This is a genomic window from Allobosea sp. 05T433 (assembly GCF_056396065.1).
On sequence record NZ_JBFTKS010000002.1, the window covers coordinates 372,983 to 398,726 of the forward strand.

The 25,744-nt window shown below is 66.8% G+C and carries 26 protein-coding genes and 1 pseudogene; 12 read left to right on the plus strand and 15 right to left on the minus strand.

Annotated elements, in window-relative coordinates:
• Window positions 1-230: 230 nt before the first annotated feature.
• The 9 genes from allE to glyA all read right to left on the minus strand — a co-directional run bounded on the left by allE (window position 231) and on the right by glyA (window position 7,979).
• Window positions 231-1,028 carry a (S)-ureidoglycine aminohydrolase gene (allE, locus tag AC1DGP_RS03960; RefSeq protein ID WP_441504744.1) on the minus strand — a complete coding sequence of 266 codons (798 nt, stop codon included), beginning with the start codon at window positions 1,026-1,028 and terminating at the stop codon, window positions 231-233.
• A gap of 76 nt (window positions 1,029-1,104) precedes the next feature.
• Window positions 1,105-2,310 carry an MFS transporter gene (locus AC1DGP_RS03965; protein ID WP_476831723.1) on the minus strand — a complete coding sequence of 402 codons (1,206 nt, stop codon included), beginning with the start codon at window positions 2,308-2,310 and terminating at the stop codon, window positions 1,105-1,107.
• 46 nt (window positions 2,311-2,356) lie between these two features.
• The gene (thiL, locus tag AC1DGP_RS03970) at window positions 2,357-3,355 is read right to left on the minus strand and encodes a thiamine-phosphate kinase (protein ID WP_441488690.1); all 999 of its coding nucleotides are present in this window, start codon (window positions 3,353-3,355) and stop codon (window positions 2,357-2,359) included.
• Between the two features lie 7 nt (window positions 3,356-3,362).
• Window positions 3,363-3,830: a transcription antitermination factor NusB gene (nusB, locus tag AC1DGP_RS03975; protein WP_441478347.1), complete on the minus strand. Its 468-nt coding sequence runs from the start codon at window positions 3,828-3,830 to the stop codon at window positions 3,363-3,365.
• The gene (ribH, locus tag AC1DGP_RS03980; protein WP_441504746.1) at window positions 3,827-4,336 is read right to left on the minus strand and encodes a 6,7-dimethyl-8-ribityllumazine synthase; all 510 of its coding nucleotides are present in this window, start codon (window positions 4,334-4,336) and stop codon (window positions 3,827-3,829) included. Before ribH ends, nusB begins: the two co-directional genes overlap by 4 nt.
• Window positions 4,337-4,370: 34 nt before the next feature.
• Entirely contained in the window at window positions 4,371-5,018 is a 648-nt protein-coding gene (locus tag AC1DGP_RS03985) for a riboflavin synthase (RefSeq protein ID WP_476831724.1), read from the minus strand.
• Entirely contained in the window at window positions 5,018-6,148 is a 1,131-nt protein-coding gene (ribD, locus tag AC1DGP_RS03990) for a bifunctional diaminohydroxyphosphoribosylaminopyrimidine deaminase/5-amino-6-(5-phosphoribosylamino)uracil reductase RibD (protein WP_476831725.1), read from the minus strand. The genes AC1DGP_RS03985 and ribD overlap by 1 nt, the downstream gene beginning before the upstream one ends.
• Entirely contained in the window at window positions 6,141-6,638 is a 498-nt protein-coding gene (gene nrdR, locus AC1DGP_RS03995; RefSeq protein ID WP_476831726.1) for a transcriptional regulator NrdR, read from the minus strand. The genes ribD and nrdR overlap by 8 nt, the downstream gene beginning before the upstream one ends.
• 39 nt (window positions 6,639-6,677) lie before the next feature.
• Entirely contained in the window at window positions 6,678-7,979 is a 1,302-nt protein-coding gene (gene glyA, locus AC1DGP_RS04000) for a serine hydroxymethyltransferase (protein WP_441504749.1), read from the minus strand.
• Window positions 7,980-8,192: 213 nt separating this feature from the next.
• Here glyA and nhaA point away from each other — a divergent pair, with 213 nt between their 5' ends.
• Complete coding sequence (nhaA, locus tag AC1DGP_RS04005; RefSeq protein WP_476831727.1) at window positions 8,193-9,401, plus strand: Na+/H+ antiporter NhaA; 1,209 nt, start codon at window positions 8,193-8,195, stop codon at window positions 9,399-9,401.
• Window positions 9,402-9,433: 32 nt separating this feature from the next.
• Here nhaA and AC1DGP_RS04010 read toward each other — a convergent pair whose 3' ends face one another.
• On the minus strand, window positions 9,434-10,093 hold the full coding sequence (locus AC1DGP_RS04010; RefSeq protein WP_441488697.1) for a GntR family transcriptional regulator: 660 nt from the start codon (window positions 10,091-10,093) through the stop codon (window positions 9,434-9,436).
• 175 nt (window positions 10,094-10,268) lie between these two features.
• Between AC1DGP_RS04010 and AC1DGP_RS04015 the strand changes: the two genes are divergently transcribed.
• Window positions 10,269-11,246, plus strand: coding sequence for a Bug family tripartite tricarboxylate transporter substrate binding protein (locus AC1DGP_RS04015; protein WP_476831728.1), 978 nt, complete (start codon window positions 10,269-10,271; stop codon window positions 11,244-11,246).
• Window positions 11,247-11,318: 72 nt separating this feature from the next.
• Window positions 11,319-12,428, plus strand: coding sequence for an isocitrate/isopropylmalate dehydrogenase family protein (locus tag AC1DGP_RS04020; protein WP_476831729.1), 1,110 nt, complete (start codon window positions 11,319-11,321; stop codon window positions 12,426-12,428).
• A 90-nt stretch (window positions 12,429-12,518) separates the two neighbouring features.
• Here the strand turns inward: AC1DGP_RS04020 and AC1DGP_RS04025 are convergent, their stop codons facing one another.
• The 4 genes from AC1DGP_RS04025 to AC1DGP_RS04040 all read right to left on the minus strand — a co-directional run bounded on the left by AC1DGP_RS04025 (window position 12,519) and on the right by AC1DGP_RS04040 (window position 16,417).
• A complete protein-coding gene (locus tag AC1DGP_RS04025; protein ID WP_441488700.1) occupies window positions 12,519-13,760 on the minus strand; it encodes a L,D-transpeptidase family protein in 1,242 nt (413 codons plus the stop codon).
• Between the two features lie 317 nt (window positions 13,761-14,077).
• The gene (ldtR, locus tag AC1DGP_RS04030) at window positions 14,078-14,590 is read right to left on the minus strand and encodes a transcriptional regulator LdtR (RefSeq protein WP_441488701.1); all 513 of its coding nucleotides are present in this window, start codon (window positions 14,588-14,590) and stop codon (window positions 14,078-14,080) included.
• Between the two features lie 309 nt (window positions 14,591-14,899).
• The gene (locus AC1DGP_RS04035) at window positions 14,900-15,358 is read right to left on the minus strand and encodes a DUF6163 family protein (RefSeq protein ID WP_441488702.1); all 459 of its coding nucleotides are present in this window, start codon (window positions 15,356-15,358) and stop codon (window positions 14,900-14,902) included.
• A gap of 3 nt (window positions 15,359-15,361) precedes the next feature.
• Window positions 15,362-16,417 (minus strand): enoyl-CoA hydratase/isomerase family protein, encoded by a 1,056-nt coding sequence (locus tag AC1DGP_RS04040; RefSeq protein ID WP_441488703.1) that lies wholly within the window; start codon window positions 16,415-16,417, stop codon window positions 15,362-15,364.
• A gap of 181 nt (window positions 16,418-16,598) precedes the next feature.
• On the opposite strand from AC1DGP_RS04040, the gene hemB reads away from it, so the two are divergent.
• From hemB to AC1DGP_RS04080, 8 genes are all read left to right on the plus strand, one after another.
• Complete coding sequence (hemB, locus tag AC1DGP_RS04045; protein WP_476831730.1) at window positions 16,599-17,672, plus strand: porphobilinogen synthase; 1,074 nt, start codon at window positions 16,599-16,601, stop codon at window positions 17,670-17,672.
• Window positions 17,673-17,797: 125 nt separating this feature from the next.
• Window positions 17,798-19,129: a branched-chain amino acid ABC transporter permease gene (locus tag AC1DGP_RS04050; protein ID WP_476831731.1), complete on the plus strand. Its 1,332-nt coding sequence runs from the start codon at window positions 17,798-17,800 to the stop codon at window positions 19,127-19,129.
• Window positions 19,130-19,143: 14 nt separating this feature from the next.
• Window positions 19,144-20,388: a threonine ammonia-lyase gene (locus AC1DGP_RS04055; protein ID WP_441488706.1), complete on the plus strand. Its 1,245-nt coding sequence runs from the start codon at window positions 19,144-19,146 to the stop codon at window positions 20,386-20,388.
• Between the two features lie 69 nt (window positions 20,389-20,457).
• Window positions 20,458-20,931, plus strand: coding sequence for an RDD family protein (locus AC1DGP_RS04060; protein WP_441488707.1), 474 nt, complete (start codon window positions 20,458-20,460; stop codon window positions 20,929-20,931).
• Window positions 20,932-21,007: 76 nt separating this feature from the next.
• Entirely contained in the window at window positions 21,008-21,763 is a 756-nt protein-coding gene (locus tag AC1DGP_RS04065; protein ID WP_441488708.1) for an arginyltransferase, read from the plus strand.
• A 120-nt stretch (window positions 21,764-21,883) separates the two neighbouring features.
• On the plus strand, window positions 21,884-22,534 hold the full coding sequence (locus tag AC1DGP_RS04070) for an RraA family protein (RefSeq protein WP_476831732.1): 651 nt from the start codon (window positions 21,884-21,886) through the stop codon (window positions 22,532-22,534).
• 66 nt (window positions 22,535-22,600) lie between these two features.
• Window positions 22,601-22,918: a UxaA family hydrolase gene (locus AC1DGP_RS04075; RefSeq protein ID WP_441488710.1), complete on the plus strand. Its 318-nt coding sequence runs from the start codon at window positions 22,601-22,603 to the stop codon at window positions 22,916-22,918.
• Window positions 22,915-24,114 carry a UxaA family hydrolase gene (locus AC1DGP_RS04080; RefSeq protein ID WP_476831733.1) on the plus strand — a complete coding sequence of 400 codons (1,200 nt, stop codon included), beginning with the start codon at window positions 22,915-22,917 and terminating at the stop codon, window positions 24,112-24,114. Before AC1DGP_RS04075 ends, AC1DGP_RS04080 begins: the two co-directional genes overlap by 4 nt.
• Window positions 24,115-24,283: 169 nt before the next feature.
• Here the strand turns inward: AC1DGP_RS04080 and AC1DGP_RS04085 are convergent.
• Window positions 24,284-24,696, minus strand: a pseudogene (locus AC1DGP_RS04085) (universal stress protein).
• 653 nt (window positions 24,697-25,349) lie between these two features.
• Between AC1DGP_RS04085 and AC1DGP_RS04090 the strand changes: the two are divergent.
• Window positions 25,350-25,733 carry a hypothetical protein gene (locus tag AC1DGP_RS04090; RefSeq protein ID WP_441488713.1) on the plus strand — a complete coding sequence of 128 codons (384 nt, stop codon included), beginning with the start codon at window positions 25,350-25,352 and terminating at the stop codon, window positions 25,731-25,733.
• The last annotated feature ends 11 nt before the right edge of the window (window positions 25,734-25,744 follow it).

Genomic DNA, 25,744 nt, shown 5'->3' on the forward strand with positions numbered 1-25,744 from the left:
TTCCGTCCAACGGGGCTTCAGACCCCGAATTCATTCGGTTTCTTGGGTCCGGAGACGAAGAATACGGGTCGAGGGAATCGCGCCCGCGTCGCGCATCGCCAGTACCGGCCAACTTTCTGCCAAGCTTTCGACAGAATCGCAAACGCGGAGGCTGACAATTTTACGCAGATGTCAGGGCGAGCCGGCCCGCTTCGAGGCGCGGCCGGCCGTTCGGGAGGTCTATGCGGGCGTCAGAGCGCCACATCCCGGTTGACGTTCTTGTAAAGCAGATAGGCCGCATCGGCAAAGCCGGTCGGGTAGAATTGCTGCGGGCAGTAGCCGCCCATCCAGATGAAATCGCCGGCCCAGATCTCGTGCCATTCGGTGCCGAGGAAATAGAGCCCCTGCCCTTCCAGCATATAGAGCCCGTGCTCCATGACATGGGTCTCGACATCGGGGAAATGCGCGCCGGGCTTGAACCACATCAGGTTCATCTCGAAATCGAAGCGCATGTCGCCCCAGGGCAGCAGGAACTGGAAGCCGCGCCCTTCCGCCCCGGTATGGTTGGTGACCGGGATCTCGTCGCGATGCGACAGGATCGGCTCGGGCGCTGGCAGGCCGATCGCCTCGAAGCGCTTGCGCAGCCCGAGCACGCGCAAGGGCTCGAAACCGGTATTGCTCAGCGTGAAGGCGGTGCCAGGCGGGACATAGGCGAAGTGGCCCGGCCGCAGGTCAAGCGCCGGAGCATCCGCCATGACGAACCGGCCCTGGCCGGAGAGCACATAATAGAAATGCTGGATGCCCTCCTCGCGAAAGGCCTCGGGCGTGCCGCCGCCGGGTGCGATCTCGAGCAGGTACTGCGCGAACTGGGCGCCCAGCACCGGCGCAGCCAGGATCCGCACGATCGTCCCGCTGAAATGCGGCAGCCGGCTGATCAGTACGCCTTCGGGCGGCATGAACGCATAGTTCGGCCGCACCACACCGCGATTATGGCCAATGGCGCCGGGCGGAAACCGGCCTGTCGTGACGGGCAACTGGTGCGGGCGCATCGTATCTCCTGCCGGGTCCTGGGGGATGAAGCTTGTTCTGCGGAGCCTTGCGACCGGCCACGCGCCGGGCCGGCCCTCAGGCCAGCTGGACGCGCTTCTGCGTGGCCTGCCAGGCGACCAGCGCCAGCGCGACGGCCACCGGCGGGAAGACCAGCCAGTTGACGCTCTGCCAGCCGCCGGTGTTCAGCAGCCCGCCAGCCGAGAAGGAGGCGATCGCGACCGAGCCGAAGACAAGGAAGTCGTTGGCGGCCTGGACCTTGACGCGCTCCTCCGGGCGATAGCAGTCGGTGACCAGCGCCGTCGCGCCGATGAAGCCGAAATTCCAGCCGATGCCGAGCAGGACCAGCGCGATCCAGAAATGCGCGACGCTGAGCCCGTTCAGGCCGACGACGGCGGCGCAGGCCAGCAGCAACAGGCCGGCCGCCGTAACCTTCTCCTTGCCGAAGCGGGCGATCAGCCGGCCGGTGAAGAAGCTCGGCCCGAACATCGAGAGCACGTGCCACTGAATGCCGAGCGCGGCATCGCCGATGCTGTGGCCGCAGCCGACCATGGCCAGCGGCGCAGCCGTCATCACGAAGCTCATCAGGCCATAGGAGACCAGTGCAGCCGTGACCGAGGCGATGAATTTGGGCTGGCGCATGATCTCGGAAAGCGGCCGGCCGCCGCTCGAACGCACGGCCGCAACCGGCGGTGCACGCAGCATCATGACGACGCCGATCGCCAGCAGCGCGAGCAGCCCCTGCGCCATGAAGCTGGCGGCGAAGGGCGCGTCCGGCGTCAGGTCGCGGGTCCAGTAGACCGATTGCGGGCCGATGACACCCGCGGCAAGCCCGCCGATCATGACCCAGGAGATGGCGCGCGGCTTGAAGCTCTCGCCTGCAGTGTCAGCCGCCGCGAAGCGGTAGCTCTGCACGAAGGCGCCGTAGAGGCCGCACATGAAGGTGCCGAGGCAGAACAGCCAGAATATCCGGCTGCCGGTACCGGCGGCGGCGATGCTGGAGGCGATGACGCCGGTCAGCGCCCCGATGAGATAGCCGTTGCGGCGGCCGAGCCGGCGCATCAGCATCGCGGCGGGGATGACGCCGCAAGCGATGCCGAGCTGCATCAGACTGACCGGCACGGTCGCGAAGGTCTTGTCGGTGACCAGTTGCGAGCCGACGATGCCGCCGAGCGAGACCACGATCGCCGGGTTCGCGCCGCCGAACGCCTGGGCGCAGGCGAGGACGAGGGCATTGCGCTTCGCCAGGGCATCGCCCTCGGCCACGGAAACATGCTGGTTCATCGCTGGGGCCGTCGTTCACATACCGGGCGGCCTGAGCGAGCGGCCCTCAGAAATGGGCGAAGGAGCCTTGCGCGAAGCTGCGCGCCCTGCCCCGTTCGAGATAACGCACCACGCCCGGCTCGGACGTGACCCGGCCGATGCAGGCGAGTCCAAGACCCGTCGCCTCGGCCGCAGCAGCCATAGCAGGAAATTCCCTTTCTGAGGCCGTGCAGAGAATTTCGTAGTCGTCTCCGCCGGTCCAGGCCAGTTCCGCCAGAGCGGGGTCAGCCATGATCGCGGCGCGGGCCGGGGCCGAGAGCGGAACGGTATCGAGGTCGATCTCGGCCCCGATACCGGACGCCACAACCAGCTTGGCGAGGTCGCCGACGAGCCCGTCCGAGACATCCATGGCGGCCGAGGCATGGGCTTGCAGGGCAGCCGCAAGCGCCAGGCGCGGGCGCGGATGCAGGTAGCGGCCKGCAAGATAGGCGCGATCGACCTCGCTGAGGCCGGCGACCCAGTCCGGCTTGGCCGGCGCATGGACCTTGAGCCCGAGCGCGCCGTCGCCGATCGTGCCGGAGACGAGGACGAGATCGCCTGGCTTGGCGCCTGAGCGCAGCACCATGCGACCGGCCGGAACGCTGCCGAAGGCGGTGATCGAGAGCGTCAGGGGCCCCGGCGTCGAGACGGTATCGCCGCCGACGAGCGGACAGGCGCTCTCGGCCGCGATCTCCCCCAGCCCCTGGGCGAAGCCGGCGAGCCAGGGCTCGGTCCAGCCCCTGGGCAGGACCAGCGAGAGCACGAAGCCCAAGGGAGATGCCCCCTTGGCCGCCAGGTCCGACAGATTGACCGCGAGCGCCTTGCGGGCGATCGAGGCCGGTGGATCGTCGGGCAGGAAGTGCACGCCTGCGACCAGCGCGTCCGTCGTGACCACAAGCTCGAAGCCGCGCGCCGGGCGCAGCAGCCCGGCATCGTCACGCAGGCCGAGGCCGCCCGCACCGGCGATCGGCGCGAAATAGCGCGCAATCAGTTCGAACTCGCCGGGTCGGTGGGGAGCGCCGGCCATCAGCGCGTCAGGCGGCCGGCGTGTCGAATTCGTCGGCGCGGAAGTCGCGGGCCATCTTGTCGAGCACGGCGTTGATCATGCCGATCTCCTCGCCTTCGTAGAAGGCACGGGCGACCGCGACATATTCGGAGATCACGGCGCGAGCCGGCACATCCTTGCGGAAGGCGAGTTCATAGGCACCGCCGCGCAGGATGGCGCGCACCACGGCCTCGACGCGCTTGAGCGGCCAGCCCGCGGCAAGAACATCATCGACCGAGCGGTCGATCAGACGCTGTTCGCGGACGACGCCGCCGAGCAGGTCCCGGAAGAAGGCGATCTCGGCCTTGGGAAGCTCGATATCCTCGACCTCCTTGCCGATCCAGAACGCCTCGAACTCGGCCATCGCCTCGATGACGCCGCGTCCGCCGATCTCCATCTCATAGAGCGCCTGCACGACGGAGAGCCGTGCACCGCGACGCAGTTCCGCGCGGCTCATGAGGATTTGTCCGCAAGCGAGCGCTTGTAACGCAGGACGGCGAGCGCCGCTTCCGCCGCGCCGCCGCCCTTGTCCATGTCGGCACGATTGGCGCGGGCCCAGGCCTGGGCATCGTTCTCGACGGTCAGGATGCCGTTGCCGAGCGGCATGGCATAGGCCACAGAGACATCCATCAGCGCGCGCGAGCTTTCGCCGGCGACGATGTCGTAATGGCCGGTCTCGCCACGGATGACGGTGCCGAGCGCGACAACCGCCTCATAGGGGTCGATTGCCTCGTCGGCGGCCCGCAGGCCGATGACGATCGCGGTCGGGATTTCGAGCGCGCCGGGCACGGTCACGACGTCGACGCGGCACTCGGCCTTGTCGAGCACCGCGAGCGCGCCTTCGAGCAGCTCGTCAGCCAGCTTGTCATAGAAGCGCGCCTCGACGACGAGCACGCGTGCGCCGTCCAGGGGAGCGGCGGGAGTTGCGGCCTTATCGGCCGAGATCTGCCGGGGTCCGGCCATCGTTCTTATCCTTGTTGGATTTCAAGTCGGCTGGTTACCCCCCCGGGCTCGCCTCCGCAAGCCGCGCGGCATACCGCGCCATCAGATCGACCTCGACATGAATGCGGTCCCCCTGCTTGCGCTCGCCCCAGGTGGTGACGCTGAAGGAGTGCGGAATCAGCAGGACGGTGAAGACATCGTCCTCGACGCTGTTGACCGTGAGCGAGGTGCCATCGAGGCAAATCGAGCCCTTGGTCGCGATGAAACGCGGCAAACCCTGCGGCGCGCGGATATGGAAGCGCGCGGTTGCGCCCCAGGGTTCGTCGGGATCGGCCGCGATCGGCTCGATCTTCAGGATCGTACCGACGCCGTCGACATGACCGGTCACCAGATGGCCGCCCAGCTCGTCGCCCATTTTCAGCGAGCGTTCGAGATTGACCTTCGTGCYCGCCTCCCACTCCCCGGCGAGGGTCTTGGACAAGGTCTCGGCAGCGGCCTCGACCTGGAAGATGCAGCCCGCCTCGCCGTCTTCACGGGGCTTCAGAGCCGTCACCGTCAGGCAGATGCCGGCGCAGCAGATCGAGGCGCCGATCTCGATTCCCGCAGCCTCGAACGGGCTCGCAATCGCAAGCCGCTTCAGGCTCGGCCCCTTGTTCTGGGCCTCCACGATCGTGCCAATGGCGGTGACGATGCCGGTGAACATCAGGCAATCCTCTCATAACGCTCGAAACGGTCGTGGCCGATCAGGTCACTCTCCGCAAGCCGGTACAGATCGGGGTCGGCCAGCAATCCGGCAAGGGCCGGACGGACGGCGACGATTCCGGGCGAACCCAGCATACGCGGCGAGGTCGAAACGATGACCTCATCAGTCAGGCCCGCCAAAGCCAGTTTCTCGCCGATCGTCGGGCCGCCTTCGGAAAAGACCCGGTTGATGCCGCGCGCGCCGAGCAAATGCAGGGCCTCGCGGAGATCGAGATGACCGTCCGGTCCGGCTGAGACGCGCATGACCTCGACACCTGCCGCGACCAGCTCGGCCTCGTTCGCAACAGGGGCCGTTTCCGCCGCGATCACCCAGACCGGAACCTCGCCTGCCGACTGCACGAGCCGGGAGCCCGGCGGCAGGCGCAGATGCGAATCGAGGATGACCCTGATCGGCGAGCGATGCGCCATTCCCGGCAGGCGGACCGTCAGCATCGGATTATCGGCGAGCACCGAACCGACGCCGAGCATGATCGCGTCGTGATGCGCCCGCTGGAGATGGACCCAGCCATTCGCAGCCTGGCAGGACACCGCGATGGGGCCGCCTGCCGCGCTGCCGGCATAGCCGTCGGCCGTGCGCGCCACCTTGAAGGTCACCATCGGCCGCCCCTCGGTGATGCGCAGGACATAGCCGCGATGGGTGTGCCTGGCCTCGTCTTCGAGAACGCCGGTGGTGACGCTGATGCCAGCGCTGCGCAACAGCGCGAAGCCGAGCCCGCGAAAGCGCGGATTCGGATCGGCCATCGCCACCACGACCCGCTTCACGCCGGCCCGAATGGTGCGCTCGACGCAAGGCGTCGCGGCGCGGATGGTGCGGTGGGAGCAGGGTTCGAGCGTGACATAGAGCGTGCCACCTGTCGCGGCAGCGCCCGCCCGGTCGAAGGCATGGGCCTCGCCATGCGGCCGGCCACCGATCTGGGTGTGGCCGCGTGCGATCACGACGGGGCCGTCCGGCGTGTCCTGCGTGATCAGCGCGCCGACGCTAGGGTTGGTGCCGGTGGTGCCCAGCCCGCGCGCGCCATAGGCGAGGGTCTGCTGCATGAAGGCGCGGTCGAGCGCGCTCTGCTCAGTCATCGCCACGAATGGGCGGAACCACGCCGGCGCCCTCGATCTCGTCGCCGCTGAGCTGACCGAGTAGCTCCTCGAAATCGCGGGCCTCGCGGAAATTCTTGTAGACCGAAGCGAAGCGGACATAGGCGACATCGTCGAGGGATTTCAGCCCCTCCATCACCAGTTCGCCGATGGTCGAGCTCGAAACCTCGCCCTCGCCCGAACTCTCGAGCTGGCGGACGATGCCGTTGACCATGCGCTCGACGCGCTCCGGCGCGACCGGGCGCTTGCGCAAGGCGACCTCGATCGAGGTCTGCAGCTTGTCGCGGTCGAAGAGTGTGCGCCGGCCGGAGCGCTTGACCACGGTGAGCTCACGCAGCTGCACGCGCTCGAAGGTGGTGAAGCGGCCGCCGCAGTCAGGGCAGACGCGGCGGCGGCGGATCGAGGCGTGATCGTCGGTGGGACGCGAGTCCTTCACCTGGGTCTCGAGGGAGCCGCAATAGGGACAGCGCATCGCGGCTCTTCTCCTTCAGGCGACGGGGTCGCCTTGCCTTCAATAGATCGGGAAACGTGCCGTCAGCTCGTGGGCCTTGGCCTTCACCGCCTGCTCGACGGCGTCATTGCCTTCCTCGCCATGCGCGGCGAGCCCGTCCAGCACCTCGGCGATCAGCTCGCCGACACGCTGGAACTCGGCGACACCGAAGCCGCGCGAGGTCGCAGCCGGCGTGCCCAGGCGGATGCCGGAGGTGACCATCGGCTTCTCCGGATCGAAGGGAATGCCGTTCTTGTTGCAGGTGATATGGGCGCGACCAAGCGCTGCTTCCGCAGCCTTTCCGGTAATCTTCTTGGAGCGCAGGTCGACCAGCATGAGGTGGTTGTCGGTGCCGCCGGTGACGAGGTCGAAGCCCTTGGTCTTCAGCGTCTCGGCCAGCGCCTTGGCGTTCTCGACGACGGCGCGGGCGTAGATCTTGAACTCCGGCTGCAGCGCCTCGTGGAACGAGACCGCCTTGGCGGCGATGACATGCATCAGGGGGCCGCCCTGGATGCCGGGGAAGATCGCCGAGTTGATCTTCTTCGCCAGCGCCTCGTCATTGGTCAGGATCATGCCGCCGCGCGGACCGCGCAGGGTCTTGTGCGTGGTGGTGGTGACGACATGGGCGTGCGGGAACGGCGAGGGATGCGCGCCGCCCGCCACCAGGCCGGCGAAATGCGCGATGTCGACCATGAAATAGGCGCCGACCTTGTCGGCGATCTCGCGGAAACGGGCGAAATCCCAGTGACGGGCATAGGCCGAGCCACCGGCGACGATGACCTTGGGCTTGTGCTCGACGGCGAGGCGCTCCATCGCATCATAATCGATGGTCTGGTCGACGACGCAGACGCCGTAGGGCACGACCTTGAACCACTTGCCGGACTGGTTGACAGGGGCGCCATGGGTGAGATGGCCGCCGGCAGCGAGATCGAGGCCCATGAACGTGTCGCCGGGCTGCATCAGCGCCATGAACACGGCCTGATTGGCCTGGCTGCCGGAATTCGGCTGGACATTGGCGAACTGGCAGTCGAACAGGCGGCAGGCGCGCTCGATCGCCAGCTTCTCGGCGATGTCGACGAACTGGCAGCCGCCGTAATAGCGGCGGCCCGGATAGCCTTCCGCATATTTGTTGGTCATCACCGAGCCCTGCGCCTCGAGCACGGCGCGCGACACGATGTTCTCCGAGGCGATCAGCTCGATCTCGTCGCGCTGGCGACCGAGCTCGAGACCGATGGCACGCGAGATCTCCGGATCGGAATCGGCGAGCGAAGCGCCGAAGAATGAGTTCGAGAGATGCTTCTCGGCAGCGGCGTCACGACTCATGGGATGCTCCATCGGCGCTTCGGATTGCCGCAGGGGCCGGCAAGGCCATGCGGCAGCCACGCAGTTCTGGCTGTTGCGGAATCTCGCGGCCGAGCCCGCTATCGCGCGCTCCGTAGCACGGTGGGGGCTGCCATTCCAAGGGCCGATGCGGGGTGACATGAGCGCGCGCCGCCTGCACAAAGGGCAGCGACAGCAGCCAGCAAGGAATTGAACGTGACGCAAGACATCGCCGGGAATGCTCCACCTGCCAGGCGCTCGCCATTGAAGGCCCTGCTGGCGAGCGAAGCGGCCGGCGGTCTCCTGCTCATGGGCGTGGCTGCGATAGCCCTGCTGATCGCCAATTCGCCGGCCGCTCCCGCCTATTTCAAGCTGCTCGGCAGCTATGTCGGCGGCCTCAGCGTGCTGCACTGGGTCAATGACGGGCTGATGGCGATCTTCTTCCTGCTCGTCGGGCTGGAGATCAAACGCGAATTCATCGAGGGGCAGCTCTCGACCTGGTCGCGCCGCGCCCTGCCCGGCATTGCGGCGCTCGGCGGCATGATCGCGCCCGCCCTGATCTATCTGGCGCTGACGCGCGGAGACCCGGTCGCGATGCGCGGCTGGGCGATCCCGGCGGCCACCGATATCGCCTTCGCGCTCGGCGTGCTCGCCCTGCTCGGGCCGCGCGTGCCGGTCTCGCTCAAGGTCTTCCTGACCGCGCTTGCGATCCTCGACGATCTCGGCGCCGTCCTGATCATCGCCCTGTTCTATACCAGCGAGATCTCGCTGCCGATGCTCGGCATGGCGGGCTTGTGCCTTGCCGTCCTGATCGTTCTCAACCGGATGAACGTGACGCGAATCTGGCTCTATCTCGCCATCGGCGCGCTGCTCTGGTTCTTCCAGCTGAAATCGGGCGTGCACGCGACGCTGGCGGGCGTCATCCTGGCGCTGACGATCCCGATCGGCGACGGCAGCGACAGCGACGAGCCCGAGCATTCCCCGCTGCATATGCTCGAGCACAAGCTGCACCCCTGGGTGTCCTTCGTAATCGTGCCGATCTTCGGCTTCGCCAATGCAGGCGTGTCCTTTGCAGGCATGTCGCCGTCGAGCCTGCTCGCGCCGATTCCGCTCGGCATCGCGCTTGGCCTGTTCATCGGCAAGCAGATCGGCGTCTTCGGCTTCGCCTGGGTGGCGGTGAAGAGCGGACTCGGCACCATGCCGGCCAAGGCGAATTACCTGCAGCTCTATGGCGTCGCACTGCTTTGCGGCATCGGCTTCACGATGAGCCTGTTCATCGGAGCGCTGGCCTTCCCGCAGAATCCCGAACTCGGCGACGCTACCAAGATCGGCGTGCTGATGGGCTCGCTGCTCTCGGCGCTGGCGGGAGCGCTCGTGCTGAAGCTGGCTTCGGCAGGCCCGACCGGCGGCAAGCGCGGAGCCTGAACAGCGCTCCCCCTCCTCCGCGGGGAGCGGCCCTAATCGCCGGTCACCAGCCGCCTCAGCCGTTCGCGCTGGGCCGAGCGGATATGGCTGCGCGCGGCGGCATCGGCCGCAACCGGGTCACGGCGCTCGACAGCCACGACCAGGGCCTCGTGTTCGGCATGGGCCTGCGCGGCGCGGACGGGGTCAAGCAGGGTCGAAGGGCCGAGCAGCGCGCGGGCGTCACGCAAAGCGTTCAGGGTCTTGAGCAGATAGCGATTATGCGCTGCGCCGTAGAGCGCGGAATGGAAGCGCTCGTTGTGGCGCGCCAGATCCTGCGGCTGCGCCAGCAAGCCGGCCTCCAACGTATGGAGATCGCGCAGCGCCTCGATTTCGACCTCTGCGGCATGGCGCGCGGCGAAGGCAGCCGCCGTGCCCTCGAGCACCTCGCGCATCGCATAGAGTTCCGACACCGCCTGATGATCGAGCGAGGCGACGACGAGACTGCGCGATTCGCGCGTGAAGAAGCCCTCCGCCTCGAGCCGGCGCACCGCCTCGCGCAGCGGCGTGCGGCTCATCTGCATATGCTTCGCCAGATCCTCCTCGCGCAGCCTGGCTCCGGGACGAAGCTCCCCACTGGCGATCGCGTCGCGCAAGCGCGCATAGGCCTGGCCTGCCAGCGAGGGCGCGGGCTGCATGTCGGCAAAATCACCCAAGACCATCTCCTCGCTTCGTCCGGCGCGCGCTCCGCCGGTCACGCGTGATCGCGTGAGCCAGCGCCGAAATCAACGCTTGCCTCGTATCAATTCATCTCAGTATAATTCGGTATACCGAAATTGAGAAACCGTCGGCGAGAGACCGACGGGCAACGATCGACGGGAGGAATTGACGATGCGGAGAGTTGCGGGACTGCGGCTGGGCGCGATGCTCGGAGCGATGCTGGGTATGTTCGGCGCCGCTCAGGCCCAGGACTGGCCGAGCCGGCCGATCACCATGGTGGTGCCCTATGCCGCGGGCGGCGGCACGGACGTGATCGCACGGGCCGTGGCCGAGAAGCTGCAGTCGCGCCTCGGCGTCGGCGTCGTGGTCGAGAACCGCGCCGGCGCGGGCGGCAATCTCGGCACGACGGCCGCGGCGCAGGCGCCGGCCGATGGCTATACCGTGCTGATCAGCAATATCGGCCCGATGGCCGTGAACCCGAGCCTGTTCAAGAATCTCAAATACGATCCGGCCGAGGTGCTCGAGCCCGTCACCCTGATCGCCAAAGCGCCGCTGCTCCTGCTGGTGCATCCGTCGGTCAAGGCCAACTCGGTCGCGGAGCTGATCGCGCTCTCGAAGGCGCAGCCGGAAGGCCTGACCTACGGCACGGCCGGCCACGGCTCGGCCAACCATATCGCGACCGCGCTGTTCGAGCTGATGGCGCAGACAAACCTGAAACATGCCGCCTATCGCGGCGCCGGCCCCGCCCTCAACGACCTGATCGGCGGCCATATCCCGATGATGTTCGCGACCCTGCCCTCGGCGATCGGCCATGTGCATGGCGGCACCTTGCGTGCGCTGGTCGTCACCACCGCGGAGCGCGCCCCTGCTCTGCCCACGGTGCCGACGCTCACTGAGGCCGGGGTGCCCGGCTACGAGGCCAGCGGCTGGTATGGCGTCTTCGTCCGCAAGGGCACGCCGCAGCCGATCATCGACCGGCTGCGCAGCGAGGTCGCGACCATCATCAACCTGCCCGAAGTGCGCCGGAACCTCGAACTGGAAGGCGCGCAGCCGATCGGCAACACGCCGCAGGAGTTCACGGCCTTCGTCAAGGCGGAGCGTGAGAAATGGGCGAAGGTGGTCGCGCAAGCGAACATCAAGGTCGAATAATCCCTGCTGCCCAGCCCGCGCGGCGGCGCGCCGGCCGGGCAGCTCCATCCCTGTTCCGGACGCAGCCCTGCAATGACCGATACATCACCGAAAAACGCCCCCTTGCAGCTTCTCGTCCTGGACGGAGACGGCATCGGCCCCGAGATCAGCGCCGCCACCCGTCGCGTGCTCGACGATGCGAGCCAGCTGTTCGGCTTCGCGCTCAGCTATGAGCATGCCGAGATCGGCTTTGCCGCGCTCGGCACGGTCGGCTCGACCTTCCCGGAGAGCGTCTTCGAGGCCGCGCGTCGGGCCGATGGCGTCATTCTGGGGCCCGTATCCCATAATGACTACCCGCCGGCCGAGAAGGGCGGGCTCAACCCCTCCGGCCAGTTGCGCAAGCGGCTCGACCTCTACGCCAATATCCGCCCTGCCCGTTCGCGCGAGGGTTTTGAGCCGCGCTGCGGCAAGCCGCTCGACCTCGTCGTGGTGCGCGAGAACACCGAGGGCTTCTATTCCGACCGCTCGATGCATCTCGGTCCCGGCGAGATGATGCCGACGCCGGACCTGGCCCTCTCCTTCCGGAAAGTGACGCGGCAGGCCTCGCTGCGCATCGCCGAGAGCGCCTTTGCCCTTGCCCGTCAGCGCCGGCGCAAGGTCACGGCTGTGCACAAGGCAAACGTGCTGCGGATCTCCGACGGGCTGTTCCTGGAATGCGTGCGTTCGGTCGCCGAACGCTATCCCGACGTCGCCTATGAGGAGAAGATCATCGACGCGATGGCGGCGCTGCTCGTCCGCGATGCCGGGGTGTTCGACGTCATCGTGACGACCAACATGTTCGGCGATATCCTCTCCGACCAGGCCTCGGAGATCTCGGGCAGCCTCGGGCTCGCCGCTTCACTCAATGCCGGACAGAACCATGCGGTGGCCCAGGCGCAGCATGGCTCGGCTCCCGACATCGCCGGCCGCGACCTCGCCAATCCCTGTTCGCTGATCGGCTCGGCCGCGATGCTGCTGAACTGGCTGGGGGAGCGCAGGCAGGACCCGGCGCTGCTGCGTGCCGGCCAGGCGATCGAGGCCGCGCTCGACCGCACGATCCGCCTGCCGGAGCAGCGCACGCGCGACCTCGGCGGAACGCTCGGGACCAAGGCCTTCACCGAGCGCGTCGTCGCCGTGCTGCGGGAAGTCGCGACGGCGGCCTGAGAGCAGCGCCCGACCGCAGCCCATTGGACGCMAAATGAAAACGGCCCGCCAGAACTGGCGGGCCGTCTCAGGATGAGAGAGCGCTTGCTCTCAGATGTTCTGGTCTTCCTGCAGCGCCGCAACCGGCGCCGGGCCCAGGCCATCCTTGTTGTAGATGTCGTCGCGGAACTGCACGCCGCCATCGGGCGTCGCCCAGGCGGTGATATAGACCCAGTAGCACGGCACGGGATTGCTGATCCGAGCGTTGATGCGCTCGCCGGACTGGATCACCTCGTCGATCTTGGCGCGATCCCAGCCGGGCGTCTCCTTGAGCAGCCAGGCGATATAGTCGCGCACGTTCTGAACGCGGATGCAGCCCGAGGAGACGAAACGGAAATCGTCGCCGAAAATGCCCTTGGCCGGCGTGTCATGCATGTAGACGCCGTGCGGGCTCGGGATATTGATGCGCACGAAGCCAAGCGAATTGAACTCGCCGCCGGGATCCTGGCGGAAGGTGTAGCGGGTCGCCTCGTCCGAATTCCAGTTGACGCGATCGGGCGCGATCTCGCCGGCAGGGCCGATGATGCGGATCTTGTTCTCGGTGAGGTAGTTCGGCTCCTTGCGCATCTTCGGGATCAGATCCTTGCGGATGATCGAAGCCGGCACGGTCCAGGTCGGGTTGAAATTGACCTCGGGGATCTTGGTCTGCAGCAGCGGCGACTGCCGGTCGGCCTTGCCGACACCGGCTGCATGGCGTGTCGCGACATGGCCATTCTCGACCGTCTCGACCGAGGCTGCCGGGATATTGGCGACGACATAGCGGTTGCCGAGATTGCCCGACCAGGAGCGCAGGCGCACCACATTGGTCTCGAGCTGGCGGATGCGCCGCTCGATCGGCACGTTCAGGGCGGTCAGGGTAGCGCGATTGATGGCGCCGGTCGTCGAGAGCCCGACGCGCGACTGGAAGCGGCGCACTCCGGCTTCGACATAGGAGTCATAGATATTGCTGGTGCCGGCAGCAGAATCGAGATCGCCGGTGATGATCAGGCGCTGGCGCAGCGCGACCACGCCGGGGCCGCGCGAGCCGACGCCAAGCTTGTCAGTCAGCTGGATCGGGGTCCAGCCGCCGCGGGCGGCAAGGTCGCGATAGGCGACGATCGCTTGCTCTGTCGCCTGCAGCGTCTCGGAAGACAAGGTCGGGGTCGAGGACCGGGCAACAGCATTGCGAGCGCCTGAATCATAGCTCTGGCGCCACTCCGCCTGCTGAGCCCAGGCTGGCGCGGTCGCGGCCGTTGCTGCACCCGAAAGCAGTGCCAGCACGGTTTCGCGGCGGGTCAGGCTGAAATTCGACATCGTATCCCTCTTCCCTCGTCCTCAAGGAGCAAGACCGCGCCTAAGCGCCGCAAACAACAAGACCGGCTCCGCCATGGACGGCGGCCCGGTTGCGAGCGACGATCCAATACCACAGTTAACGTCTCGTGATGAGCGCGGCGTTTTTAGGGCATTGGCGACGAAGGGGAAGCAGGGAATGCAGCATGGGCGCCCTGCGTCGCGAAACTGCAACAGCAGCAGACCCGAGCAATAGCGGCCCGAAAGACTCCCGCAGCGAGGCGGGAGTTTGCAAGTTCAGGTCAGGTCAGCGCCGATTGTCTGGCGGTTCAGGCCAGAAATCAGAGCTTGTAGCGGATCTGGTCGGTCCAGAAGCGCTCGAGACGCAGCAGCGCGTTGTTCATGCGCTCGAAGTCATCGGCCGCGATGCCACCGATCTGCTCGACCGTCTGGACATGCTTGTCGTAGACGCCCTTCACAAGATTGTGCACCTCGTGACCCTTCTCGGTCAGGCTGATGCGGACCGAGCGGCGGTCGATGCGCGACCGGGCATGGTGCAGGTAGCCGAGCTCGACCAGCTTCTTGACGTTGTAGGACACGTTCGAGCCGAGATAGTAACCACGCGTCCGGAGCTCGCTGGCGCTGAGCTCGGCATCGCCGATATTGTAGAGCAACAGCGCCTGGACGCTGTTGACGTCGTCACGGTTGCGGCGCTCGAATTCATCCTTGATGACATCGAGCAGGCGGCGATGCAGCCGCTCAACCAGGGTAAGGGACTCAAGGTAAAGGGGCTTCACCTTGAGTTGAACTTCTTCCGACTTCACAGGAGCCAAAGTCTTTACGCTCGTTGTCATGGTATATCCCGCCTGTTGCATGCCGGCCAGGATTTATCTCCCGGTCCGCTTCTGAAAACACCATAGGCCGGACCGATGAAAACGAGTTTAAATATCAGGATGAATCGGAGATTTACCCCTTTGGGTGAATCGTAAGTGAAGCCAGAAACGCTTAAGCTAAAGCGTTTGTTACCATGACTCCACGCAATCGAGGCGCTTTCGGGCGAAACGGGGCTCTCCGCGCCAAGGCCCGAGCGCCCGCCTCAGCAGCGCCATTGCCGGGGGCCCGGGCCGCGTGTCGCGCGCACGGCAGGCCCGCACCGGTCGGTCTCAGGTCTCCTCGTTTTCCGCCGCCCAGGTGGCCAGGAAATAGGCTGCCATCAACCCGACATAGGTCGCGATCAGATAGGGGGTCACCGGCAGCAGCCGCGGGAAGAAGAAGCCGAGCAGCAACTGGCTGACCGCGGCGAGGAGCCAGAGCACCCCGCCCCAGGTGCTGGTCAGCCAGAGCCCGACCGCGGCGACGAGATCGATCACCGCGAAATAGACCGTGATCGCCTGATAGCTCAGCAACTGCGACTCGAACGGCGTCTGCCCCTCCATGCCGATGCCGAAAATCACGGCCCAGGCCATCAGCCCCTTGGCCATCCAGGCGAGCGACAGCAGGCGGAGCAGCCAGACCAGCACGCGCCGCCAGCGGGTCAGCTTGCTCTTCTTCTCCTCGAGGCCGGCCGAGCCGATGACGCGCTGCCCGCGCAGGGGCTCGGCATCTCCCCTCCCCATTCCCATCGCTCAATGCTCCAGGACGAGTTCGTTCGCGCCAAGCGAAGCGAAGTAGTGCGCGATCGCCTGCGGATCGACCTCATCGAGCGTGGCCGGCTGCCAGCGCGGGGCATGATCCTTGTCGATCACCACCGCCCGCACGCCTTCGTAGAAGTCATGGCCCTCGGCAATGCGCGAGACGATGCGGTACTCGGTGCGCATCGCCTCGGCGAAATCGAGCCCCGCCCCGCGGCGCATCTGCTCGAAGGCGATGGCAATGCTGGTCGGGGATTTGACGGCAAGCGTCTGCAGGGTCTTGCCGGCGAAGGCATCGCCGGATTCGGCCTTCAGCTTCAACCGCGCCCTGATGCCGTCCAGTTCGGAAGCGCCAAAGCACTCGGCGATGGTCGCGCGCTCGGTGGCGAGCTTTTGCGGGCCGGGATCCTGGGTGTATCCGGCCAGGATCTCGTCGACGGCGCCGCGGCCGGTCAGGGCATCGGCGAGTTCCGCCATCCGGCTGCTCGGTACGGCATGGGTCGCAAGACCCAGCGCCAGGGCGTCCGCTGCGCCGACACGGTCGCCCGTCAGGGCGAGATAGATGCCGGCTGCGCCTTCCAGGCGCGGCAGTGCATAGGTCGCGCCGACATCCGGGAAGAAGCCGATGCCGACCTCGGGCATGGCGAAGAGGTAGCGGTCGCCGGCGATGCGATGGCTGCCATGCAGCGAAATGCCGACGCCGCCGCCCATGACGATGCCGTCGATCAGCGCGATATAAGGCTTGGGATAGTGCTTGATACGGTGATTGAGGATGTATTCCTCGCCCCAGAAGGCGAGCATCTCGCCCTGACGGCCGGCTCGGCCGAGATCATGCAGCGAACGGATGTCGCCGCCCGCGCAAAAGGCCTTCTCGCCAGCGCCCATCACCACGATGCGCGTCACCTGCGGGTCATGCTCCCAGGCATCGAGCGCGCGTGCCAGTTCGCGGACCATGACCAGGCTCAGCGCATTCAGCGCCTTGGGACGGTTGAGGATAACGACACCCGCCGCGCCCCGGATTTCGCAAATGATCTCTGGTTCCTGCGACATGCCGTGCTGATCCCTGATAACAGGGTCCGGTTCTGGGCCGGGGCTCGGGCGCTTGTCAACGCGCGGCGCTGCGTTGCCCTGAGCGCATGGTTGCGACCATCCACCTCTATTTTGGAACGGTTCCGATGTGCTAAGCATCCGGCAAAGGACAAGCCAACGCGCCCAGGCGGCGGAGGATTTTATGGCATCTCGGGTTGTAAGGCCGTTTCCGGCGCCCGTCGCGCGGCAGGATGATCTGCCGGCCACTGCTCTGCGCAGCAAGGATTCGCTCGACCTGACCCGCCGGATGCGGCGCAACCGCAAGGCCGAATGGTCGCGCCGGCTGGTGCGCGAGGCGGTCCTGACTGCGAACGACCTGATCTGGCCGATCTTCCTGGTGGATTCGAGCGAGGCCCGCTCCGCTGTCGAGTGGATGCCGGGCGTCGACCGGCTGAATATCGAGGAGGCGGTGCGCCAGAGCGCCCATGCCGCCAGCCTCGGCATTCCGGCGATCGCGCCCTTTCCCTATGTCGAGAAGTCGTTGCGCGACGCGACGGCGTCCGAAGCGCTGAACACGCGCAACCTGATGTGCCGCGCCGTGCGCGCCATCAAGGCCGAGGTGCCCCAGATCGGCATCATCTGCGACGCCGCGCTCGATCCCTACACCTCGCATGGCCATGACGGCGTCATGGCGGGCGAGCGCGTCCTGAACGATGCGAGCGTGCGTATCCTGACACAGCAGGCGCTGGCGCTGGCCGATGCGGGCGCCGATGTCATCGCCCCCTCCGACATGATGGACGGCCGCGTCGGCGCCATCCGGGTCGAACTCGACGAGGCCGGCTTCGAGGACGTCCAGATCATGGCCTATGCGGCGAAATACGCATCGGCCTTCTACGGTCCGTTCCGCGATGCGATCGGCACCAATGCGACGCTGATCGGCGACAAGCGCACCTATCAGATGGACCCCGCCAATTCGGACGAGGCCATTGCAGAGGTGGCGCTCGATCTCGAAGAGGGCGCCGACATGGTGATGATCAAGCCCGGCATGCCCTATCTCGACGTGATCGCGCGCGTGAAGGATCATTTCCGGGTGCCGACCTTCGCCTATCAGGTCTCCGGCGAGTACGCGATGATCCAGGCCGCCGCCCTGAATGGCTGGATCGAAGGCGACAAGGCCATGATGGAGAGCCTGATCGCGTTCAAGCGCGCCGGCGCCGACGGGGTGCTGAGCTATTTCGCGCCGCGCGTCGCCGAGAAGCTGATGGTTTGCGGCTGAAAGCGGCTGGCTGAAATGCGTGCGCCTCGGAGCGCACCGCCTCACGTCACGGGAGACCGGCAAAGCGCTGAATTGCGCGACGCATCGAGTATCAACGCGTCGCAACTGGCGCTAGCCTCCGCGCAATGCGCGCGCTCCTCCCGATTCTCATTGCCTTGCTGCTGACCGGCTGCAGCGAACGCTTCGATACGGACCAGACGCGGCTTTGCCGTCAGGCGATCCCGGCGCTCAACGCGCCGGACGCGCGGATCACCATCGACCGCGCGACCAATGGCCCGCGCGCCAATACCTTGCGCATCCTCTACCATGTCGAGACCGGCGGCGGCCCGGCGCGCCAACGCATGATCGATTGCCTCTTCGCCGGCGAGGGCGCGGGTCTGCAGCGCGGCGCGCTGCTCGGTGTCGCGGTCGACGGACGGCCGATGAACGATGCCAGCTTCTACCTGCTCCGGCGCTTCTACCTCGAGAACCGCGAGGAACCGCCGGTCGATCCGGGCTCGGCCCGCATCGACGGCCTGCCGCAGCTCCCGCCCGGCCTCGCCTATGCCCTGCAGCAGGGCTTGAGCGCCCTTCCCTCGGCCGCGATCTACGCCCTGCTCGCCTCGGCCTATGCGCTGATCTATGGCCTGACCGGGCGCATCATCCTGAGCTTTGGCGAATTCGCGGCGCTCGGCGCGCTCTCAGCCGTGATCGGCGTGGCGCTGCTCGTCTCGACGGCGATCTCGACCCCGGTCTCGGGGCTGCTGGTCGCCTTCGTCGTGGCCATGCTGGTCGCGGCCTTTCACGGCTTCGCCATGGGGCGGTTCGTGCTGCGCCATCTCGAGCGCGCCAGCGGCCAGCAGATGCTGATCGCGACGATCGGGCTCGCGATTGCGCTGTCTGAATATCTGCGGCTGGCGCAGGGGCCCGATCTGCGCTGGCTGCCGCCGGTCTACAACGAGCCCTGGCCGCTGGCCCGCTCCGGCAGCTTCATCGTCACCGCAACCCCGGTCGGACTGGCGCTTGCGGCCGGCGGCCTCAGCGCCGCGCTCGGGCTCGTGCTGCTGATCCGCTATTCCGCCTTCGGCCGGGCCTGGCGCGCGGTCTCGGACGATTCCGGCACCGCGGCGCTTTTCGGCGTCAACGCGCGTGCCGTGCATGACCGGGCGCTGATCCTCGCCTGCGCGGCCTGCGGCGCGGCCGGCGTCATCGTCACCGCGATCTATGGCGGCATGGGCTTTGCCGGCGGCTTCACGCTCGGGCTGAAGGCGCTCGTCGCCGCGATCCTGGGCGGCATCGGCTCGGTCGCCGGCGCCTGCCTTGGCGGCCTCAGCATTGCGCTCTTCGAGGTCATATGGTCATCAACCATGCCTATCGAACAGCGCGACATCGCCGTCTATAGCTTGCTCGCCGTGGTGCTGATCCTGCGCCCCGGCGGTTTCTTCGGCGAGGGCGCGATTGCGCCTCGTCAGGTCTGAACGGAACTCCACGCATGAGCGAGCCTTTTTCGATCACTCCCGCCGATATCGAAGCGGCCGCACAGCGTATCGAGGGGCATGTGCTGCGCACGCCGCTGGTGCCGGCGCCGCGCCTGTCCGAGCTCACCGGCGCGACCGTGCTGGTCAAGCACGAGAACATGCAGGCGACGGCCTCCTTCAAGGAGCGCGGCGCGGTCAACAAGCTGCTTGGCCTTACGGAAGCCGAGAGGGCCCGCGGTGTCATCGCCATGTCCGCCGGCAACCATGCACAGGCCGTCGCCTATCACGCACGCCGCTTCGGCATCCCGGCGACCATCGTGATGCCGGAGACGACCCCGCTGGTGAAGGTCGAGAACACAAGGGCCCATGGCGCCCGCGTCGTGCTCTACGGCGAAACGCTCTACGAATCGGCCGTGCGCGCCCGCGAGCTGGCGCAGGCGGAGACCCTGGTCTTCGTGCATCCCTATGACGATGCCGCCGTGATGGCGGGCCAGGGCACGATCGCGCGCGAAATGCTGGCCGACGCGCCCGATCTCGACGTGCTGATCATTCCGCTCGGAGGCGGCGGGCTGATGGCCGGCAACGCGATTGCGGCCAAGGCTCTGAAGCCGGAGATCGAGCTGATCGGCGTCGAGGCCGAGCTCTATCCCTCCTTCTACAACGCCGTGAATGCCGAGGACCGGCCGATCGGTGGCGCGACCCTGGCCGAAGGCATCGCGGTGAAGACGGTCGGCGAGCTGACCTTGCCGATCGTCTCCAGCCTGGTCTCCGACATCGTCCTGGTCGGCGAGGACCTGATCGAGCGCGCGGTCAATGCCTATGCCAGCCTGCAGCATTCGCTGGCCGAGGGCGCCGGCGCCGCGGGGCTCGCCGCAATGCTGAAGGAGCCGGAGCGCTATCGCGGCAAAAAGGTCGGCCTCGTGCTCTGCGGCGGCAATATCGACACCAGGCTGCTCGCCGCGATCATGGTGCGCGAATTGGAGCGCGAGGACCGCATCGCCGCCTTCCGCCTCACCGCCAGCGACCGGCCGGGCCTGCTCGGCAAGGTCGCGAGCCTGCTCGGCGACCACGGCGCCAACATCCTCGAGGTCAGCCATGGCAGGCTCTTCCTCGACGTGCCGGCCAAGGGCGTGACGCTCGACGTCACCGTCGAGACGCGCGGCGAGAGCCATACGCGCGCCATCGAGGATGCGCTGCGGTCCAACGGCTTCCAGCCGCGCCGTATCTTTCCGCGTGGCCTTGCGGAACAAGACCGCTGATCAAACATTATGGCGGCGGAGCGCACCACCACCGGATGCGCCCCCCGGAACAAAGGATCTCGACCTTCGATGAGCGAACGCAGCTATCAGCAACCCGCGATCACGCCGATCGAGCAGCGCCCGCTGCAGAATGTCAGCGGCGTGCTGGGGTCGCGCCTGTTCGCCTGGATCGGCGACATCATCGCCCTGTTCATTCTGGGCTGGCTCGTGGTCGCGCTCCTGATCTTCCTCGGCCTCGTCACCTTCGGCGCGACCTGGCTGCTCCTGCCGATCGCGACGGTGGCGACTGCGCTCGGCTATGCGGCGCTGACCATCGGCGGCCGGAAACAGGCGACCTGGGGCATGCGCATGGCGGGCCTCAGGGTCGAGACCGTCAATGGCGGCCGTCCCGACGGGCTCGCAGCCGCCGTCCACGCCCTGCTCTTCTACGTCGCGGCAGGCACGGTCGCGCTCTGGGTGCTCGATATTCTCTGCGGATTGGTGCGCGATGACCGCAGGCTCGGCCACGACATCCTGACGGGACTGGTCGTCGTTCGCGCCTGATCTGCATCGCAACTCTTGTTGCCGGCTGCGCTGCTGCTACACTCGTGGTTCAGGTCGTTTCCGGAGCGATACGAACGTGACGCGCCCGTTGCGGGATGCCCCGCAATTCTATCTGACGTCACCGACCTCCTGCCCGTATCTGCCCGGGCGGGAGGAACGCAAGGTGTTCACCCACCTTGTCGGCGGGCGAGCGCGCGACCTCAACGACGTGCTCTCGCAAGGCGGCTTCCGGCGCTCGCAGAGCATCGCCTATCGGCCCGCCTGCGAGACCTGCCGCTCCTGCGTCTCCGTCCGCGTCTGCGTCGACGACTTCCGGCCGTCGCGCGGTTTCCGGCGCGTGCTCGCGCGCAATTGCGACCTGATCGGCGAGGACCTGCCGCCGGAGCCGCGCTCCGAGCACTACTCGCTGTTCCGCAGCTATCTCGACGAACGCCATCCCGATGGCGGCATGGCCTCGATGTCAGCCCTCGATTTCGCAATGATGATCGAGGACACGCATGTCGAGACCAACCTGATCGAGTACCGCCGGCGCGGCCCCGATAGCGGCTTCACCGGGCGCGGCGTCGGCGATCTCTTTGCCATGGCCCTGACCGACCGCCTGAATGACGGGCTTTCCATGGTCTATTCCGTGTTCGACCCGATGCTGGAGCAGCGCTCCCTCGGCACCTTCATGGTGCTCGACCATATCGAGCGGGCCCGCAAGCTCGGCCTGCCCTATGTCTATCTCGGCTATTGGGTCGATGGCTCGCCCAAGATGGCCTACAAGGCCCGCTTCCTGCCGCAGGAGCGCCTCTCGCCCCAGGGCTGGGAACGGGTCGACTCGAACACCTAAACCGTTTGAAACGCATCGTCGAGGCGCGAAAAACGCGCTTGCGGCCCCTGCTCCCGGCCGGCACCTTGGCCGCAATGGCAGCGCGCCCCGGCGCGACGAAGCCCTGATACGGAGGAAGCCTTGAGCGATCAACTGACCGAGCGGCTGGAACGCTGCTATACCGGCATCATCCACGATGTCATGCGCGCGATGGGGCTGAAGGAGTTCACGCTCCCGTCCGATCTAAGGCCCCTCCTGCCCGGCCAGAAGCTCGCCGGCCCGGCCTTCACCGTCGAGGGCAAGACCGATCCCGATTTCGACGCGCATGAGACCCTGCTCGGCTGGACCGGGCTGCTCTCGCGCGCCAAGCCCGGCCATGTCTGGGTCTGCCAGCCCAATACCGACGAGGTCGCGCTGATGGGCGAGCTTTCGGCTGAGACGCTCAAGAACAAGGGCGTGCGCGGCTGCGTCATCGACGGCCTGTCGCGCGATACCGAGTTCATGGTCGACATGGGCTTCCAGGCCTATTTCCGCGCCTATACGCCACGCGACATCGTCGGATTCTGGATGCCGAAGACGATCGACGAACCGATCAAGATCGGCGCGGTCTGGATCCGGCCTGGCGACTACATCCTCGGCGACCGCGACGGCATCGTGCGCATTCCCGTCGAAGTGATCGAGGAAGTGCTGGAGAAGGCGGAGACGGCGATCTCGGCCGAGAACAAGGTCCGCACCGCGATCCTCGCCGGCACGGACCCGCAGGAAGCCTATCTCCAGTTCGGCAAGTTCTGATCGCTTGCGGCCTGCCTGCCCGGTCGCGCGGACTGACGCGGCCGGCTCCCCCAAGGAGTTAAGCCCATGGCTCAGCACGATCCCCGGCTCATCCTGCTCGATCCGCGCGACAACGTCTTTGTCGCGCGGATGCGGCTCGCCGCCGGCGAGACCGTGGAAACCGGCGCGGGCCCGGCCGTGCTCGACCGCGATATCGCGCTTGCCCACAAGGTCGCGCGAAAGCCGATCGTCACCGGCGAAAAAATCCTGAAATACGGGGCCCCCATCGGCGTCGCGACCGAAGCGATCGCGCCCGGCCAGCATGTCCATGTTCAGAACATGAAGAGCGACTACACCCCGACCTATCATCTCGAAGACGAGCGCAAGGCGGGAGCCGTCCCATGAACGACATGCGCGGCTATCTCCGGTCCGACGGACGCAAGGGCATCCGCAACACCGTCGCCGTCGCCTATCTCGTCGAATGCGCGCATCACGTCGCGCGCGAGATCGCCCTGCCCTGGCGCGAGAACGGCGTCCATGTCATCGGCTTTCCCGGCTGCTATCCCAATGGCTATGCCGAAAAGATGATGGAGCGGCTCTGCACCCACCCCAATGTCGGGGCCGTGCTGCTGATCTCGCTCGGCTGCGAGAGCTTCAACAAATATGCGCTCGAGCGCGTCGTGCGCGCCTCCGGCCGGCCGGTGAAGACCATCATCATCCAGGGCACCGGCGGCACGCGCAGCTCGATCAAGGAGGGCCGCGCCTGGGTCGAGGCCGAGCGCGCGCGTCTCGACGAGCAGGAGACCGTGCCGATGTCGGTCAGCGAACTCGTCGTCGGCACCGTCTGCGGCGGCTCTGACGGCACCTCGGGCATCACCGGAAACCCTGCGGCCGGCCGCGCCTTCGACCTGCTGATTTCGGAGGGCGCCGCCTGCATCTTCGAGGAAACCGGCGAGCTGATCGGCTGCGAACACATCATGGCGGCGCGCGCCGTGACACCGGAACTCGGCGAGGAACTGGAGAAATCGGTCGCCAAGGCGGCCCGCTACTACGCGACGCTCGGCTATGGCTCCTTCGCCGCCGGCAATGCCGAGGGCGGATTGTCGACGATCGAGGAGAAGTCGATGGGCGCCTATGCCAAATCGGGGGCATCGCCGATCTCGGGCCTGATCAAGCCCGGCGACATCCCGCCCCATGGCGGGCTCTATCTGCTCGATGTCGTGCCCGATGGCGAGGTGCGCTTCGGCTTCCCGAACATCAACGACAATGCCGAGATCGCGGAGCTGATCGCCTGCGGCGCCCATTGCGTGCTCTTCGTCACCGGCCGCGGCTCGGTCGTCGGCTCGGCGATCTCGCCGGTGGTCAAGATCTGCGCGAATCCGGAAACCTATCGCCGGATGGCGGACGACATGGATGTCGATGCCGGGCGGATCCTCGAGGGCCGCGCCGGGCTCGACGAGGTCGGCCGCGAAATCCGCGACCTCGTCATCTCGCTGGCCAAGGGCGGGAGCACCAAATCGGAGGAGCTCGGCCACCAAGAGTTCATCCTGACCTACAAAAGCTTCGAACCGCTCGGCCCCGCCTGCCTGCCGGCGGCGTGACGAGGGAGCGTGCGCGGTTCGTGCCCGATGGGGCACCATGGCACTGCCTAAGCTGCCGAAAGGGTTTAGACCGCTGATATAGTGTATGCTTCTTAGCGTATACTGTTACACATCGACCCCGAAAGAGCTCCAAAACCGCCGGAAACGGGGCAACGTCAGGGAGGATCGACTACCGGATCACCAGAACAGGGATAGTCGTACTTGCCAGCACCTCCAACGTCTGGCTCCCGAGCACGAGACCCTCTGCACGCCACGCCGGGCATGAGTAGACATCACGACGAGATCACAGCCGTTGAGCTTGGCCAATCTCACGATTGCCGCAGCCGGAGAAACATCGGTCTCGTGTTCCAGATTTACCGTGACGCCGTGTTCGGAAGCGCTTTGCTCAATGGAGGCTATGCGTTCCTTCATGAACGCATCAATCTGCAGGCGGGCTGCGTGCGAGATCTCCGGCCGCAGAGGTTCTGAAACGGTCAGGACCGTGACTTTAGCCCCGAGCGGTTTGGCGAGCGCCAAGCCATGTTCAAGACCCTTGCGAGCAAGTTCGGAGTCGTCTGTGGCGATCAGAATGTGTTTGTACATTTGCCCTCTCCGGCAGGGATTGCGCCGGCATACTGGATGACATTGATCGGTAGGCAAGCGCTTCCCGACTGAACCATTGAGCGAGCCAGCGCGCATACTGATCGTCAACAGCTGTCTCTGGCCAAAGGCCGCTGGATAGCAGGGTCCCGGGCCGGCATGCATCCGCAGCATGCCGCACCGTCGGTCGCACCGAAGAAAATTCTTCCTTATCCGGAAAAATCCGCGACGGACTTGAGACTTGAGCCCTTGAAGGCGCATTAGGCGAGATCGCGCTGCGTTCGCTGCCGCATCTCGAGGACGAGGCGCGCAAGGCCTATGCCGGCCATGCCGCTGCGGTGCCCCGCCTCGGGCTGAAGCTCCCTCGGGGCTGACCGACACCGACCTCGCCACGATCCCGGTGAGCCCGTCGCAGCACCATCTCGCGGCGATCGCCGAGCGCACCCGTCTCTCGGAAAGCGTCACCGACATTCTCGTCTAGCGCGGCGACCGCACGGTGCTGCACACGAGTAGCGCCCATGAAGGCGCGCATTACTCCGACAAGAGCTTCGAACCGCTCGGCCCCGCCTGCCTGCCGGCGGCGTGACCACGGGGCGCAGGCGCTTCATTCCCTTGGGTTATTGACCGCCGGCCTGCCGCGCCGTAGCGCTGCAGGCATGGGCGCGACGGCGACAGGGGCGAGATGGGGGCGCGGCATCGTTGCCGTGCTCTGCGCCTATGCGCTGATTCTCAACGCGGTCCTGATGTCGATCGGCGCGGGGCTCTCGGCCGCTCCCTCGCCCTTTCCGCGGCATGTCCTTTGTGCCCCCGGCGGATCGTCCGAACCGACGGCGCCCGCGAGCCCGGAGCAATCCAAGACCTGCTGCGCGCTCGGTTGCCTTGCGGGTAGCAGTGGCGCCCCTCCTGTCGCTGCCGCGGCGCTGCCGCTCCGCCGCAGCATCAGTGTCGCAAGAGACGTCACCTACCCGCCCGCACCGCGCATCGATTCCGGCCGCAGCGTCTACCCGCTTGGAGCGCGCGCGCCGCCTGCCCTGGCCTGAAACCAGACTTC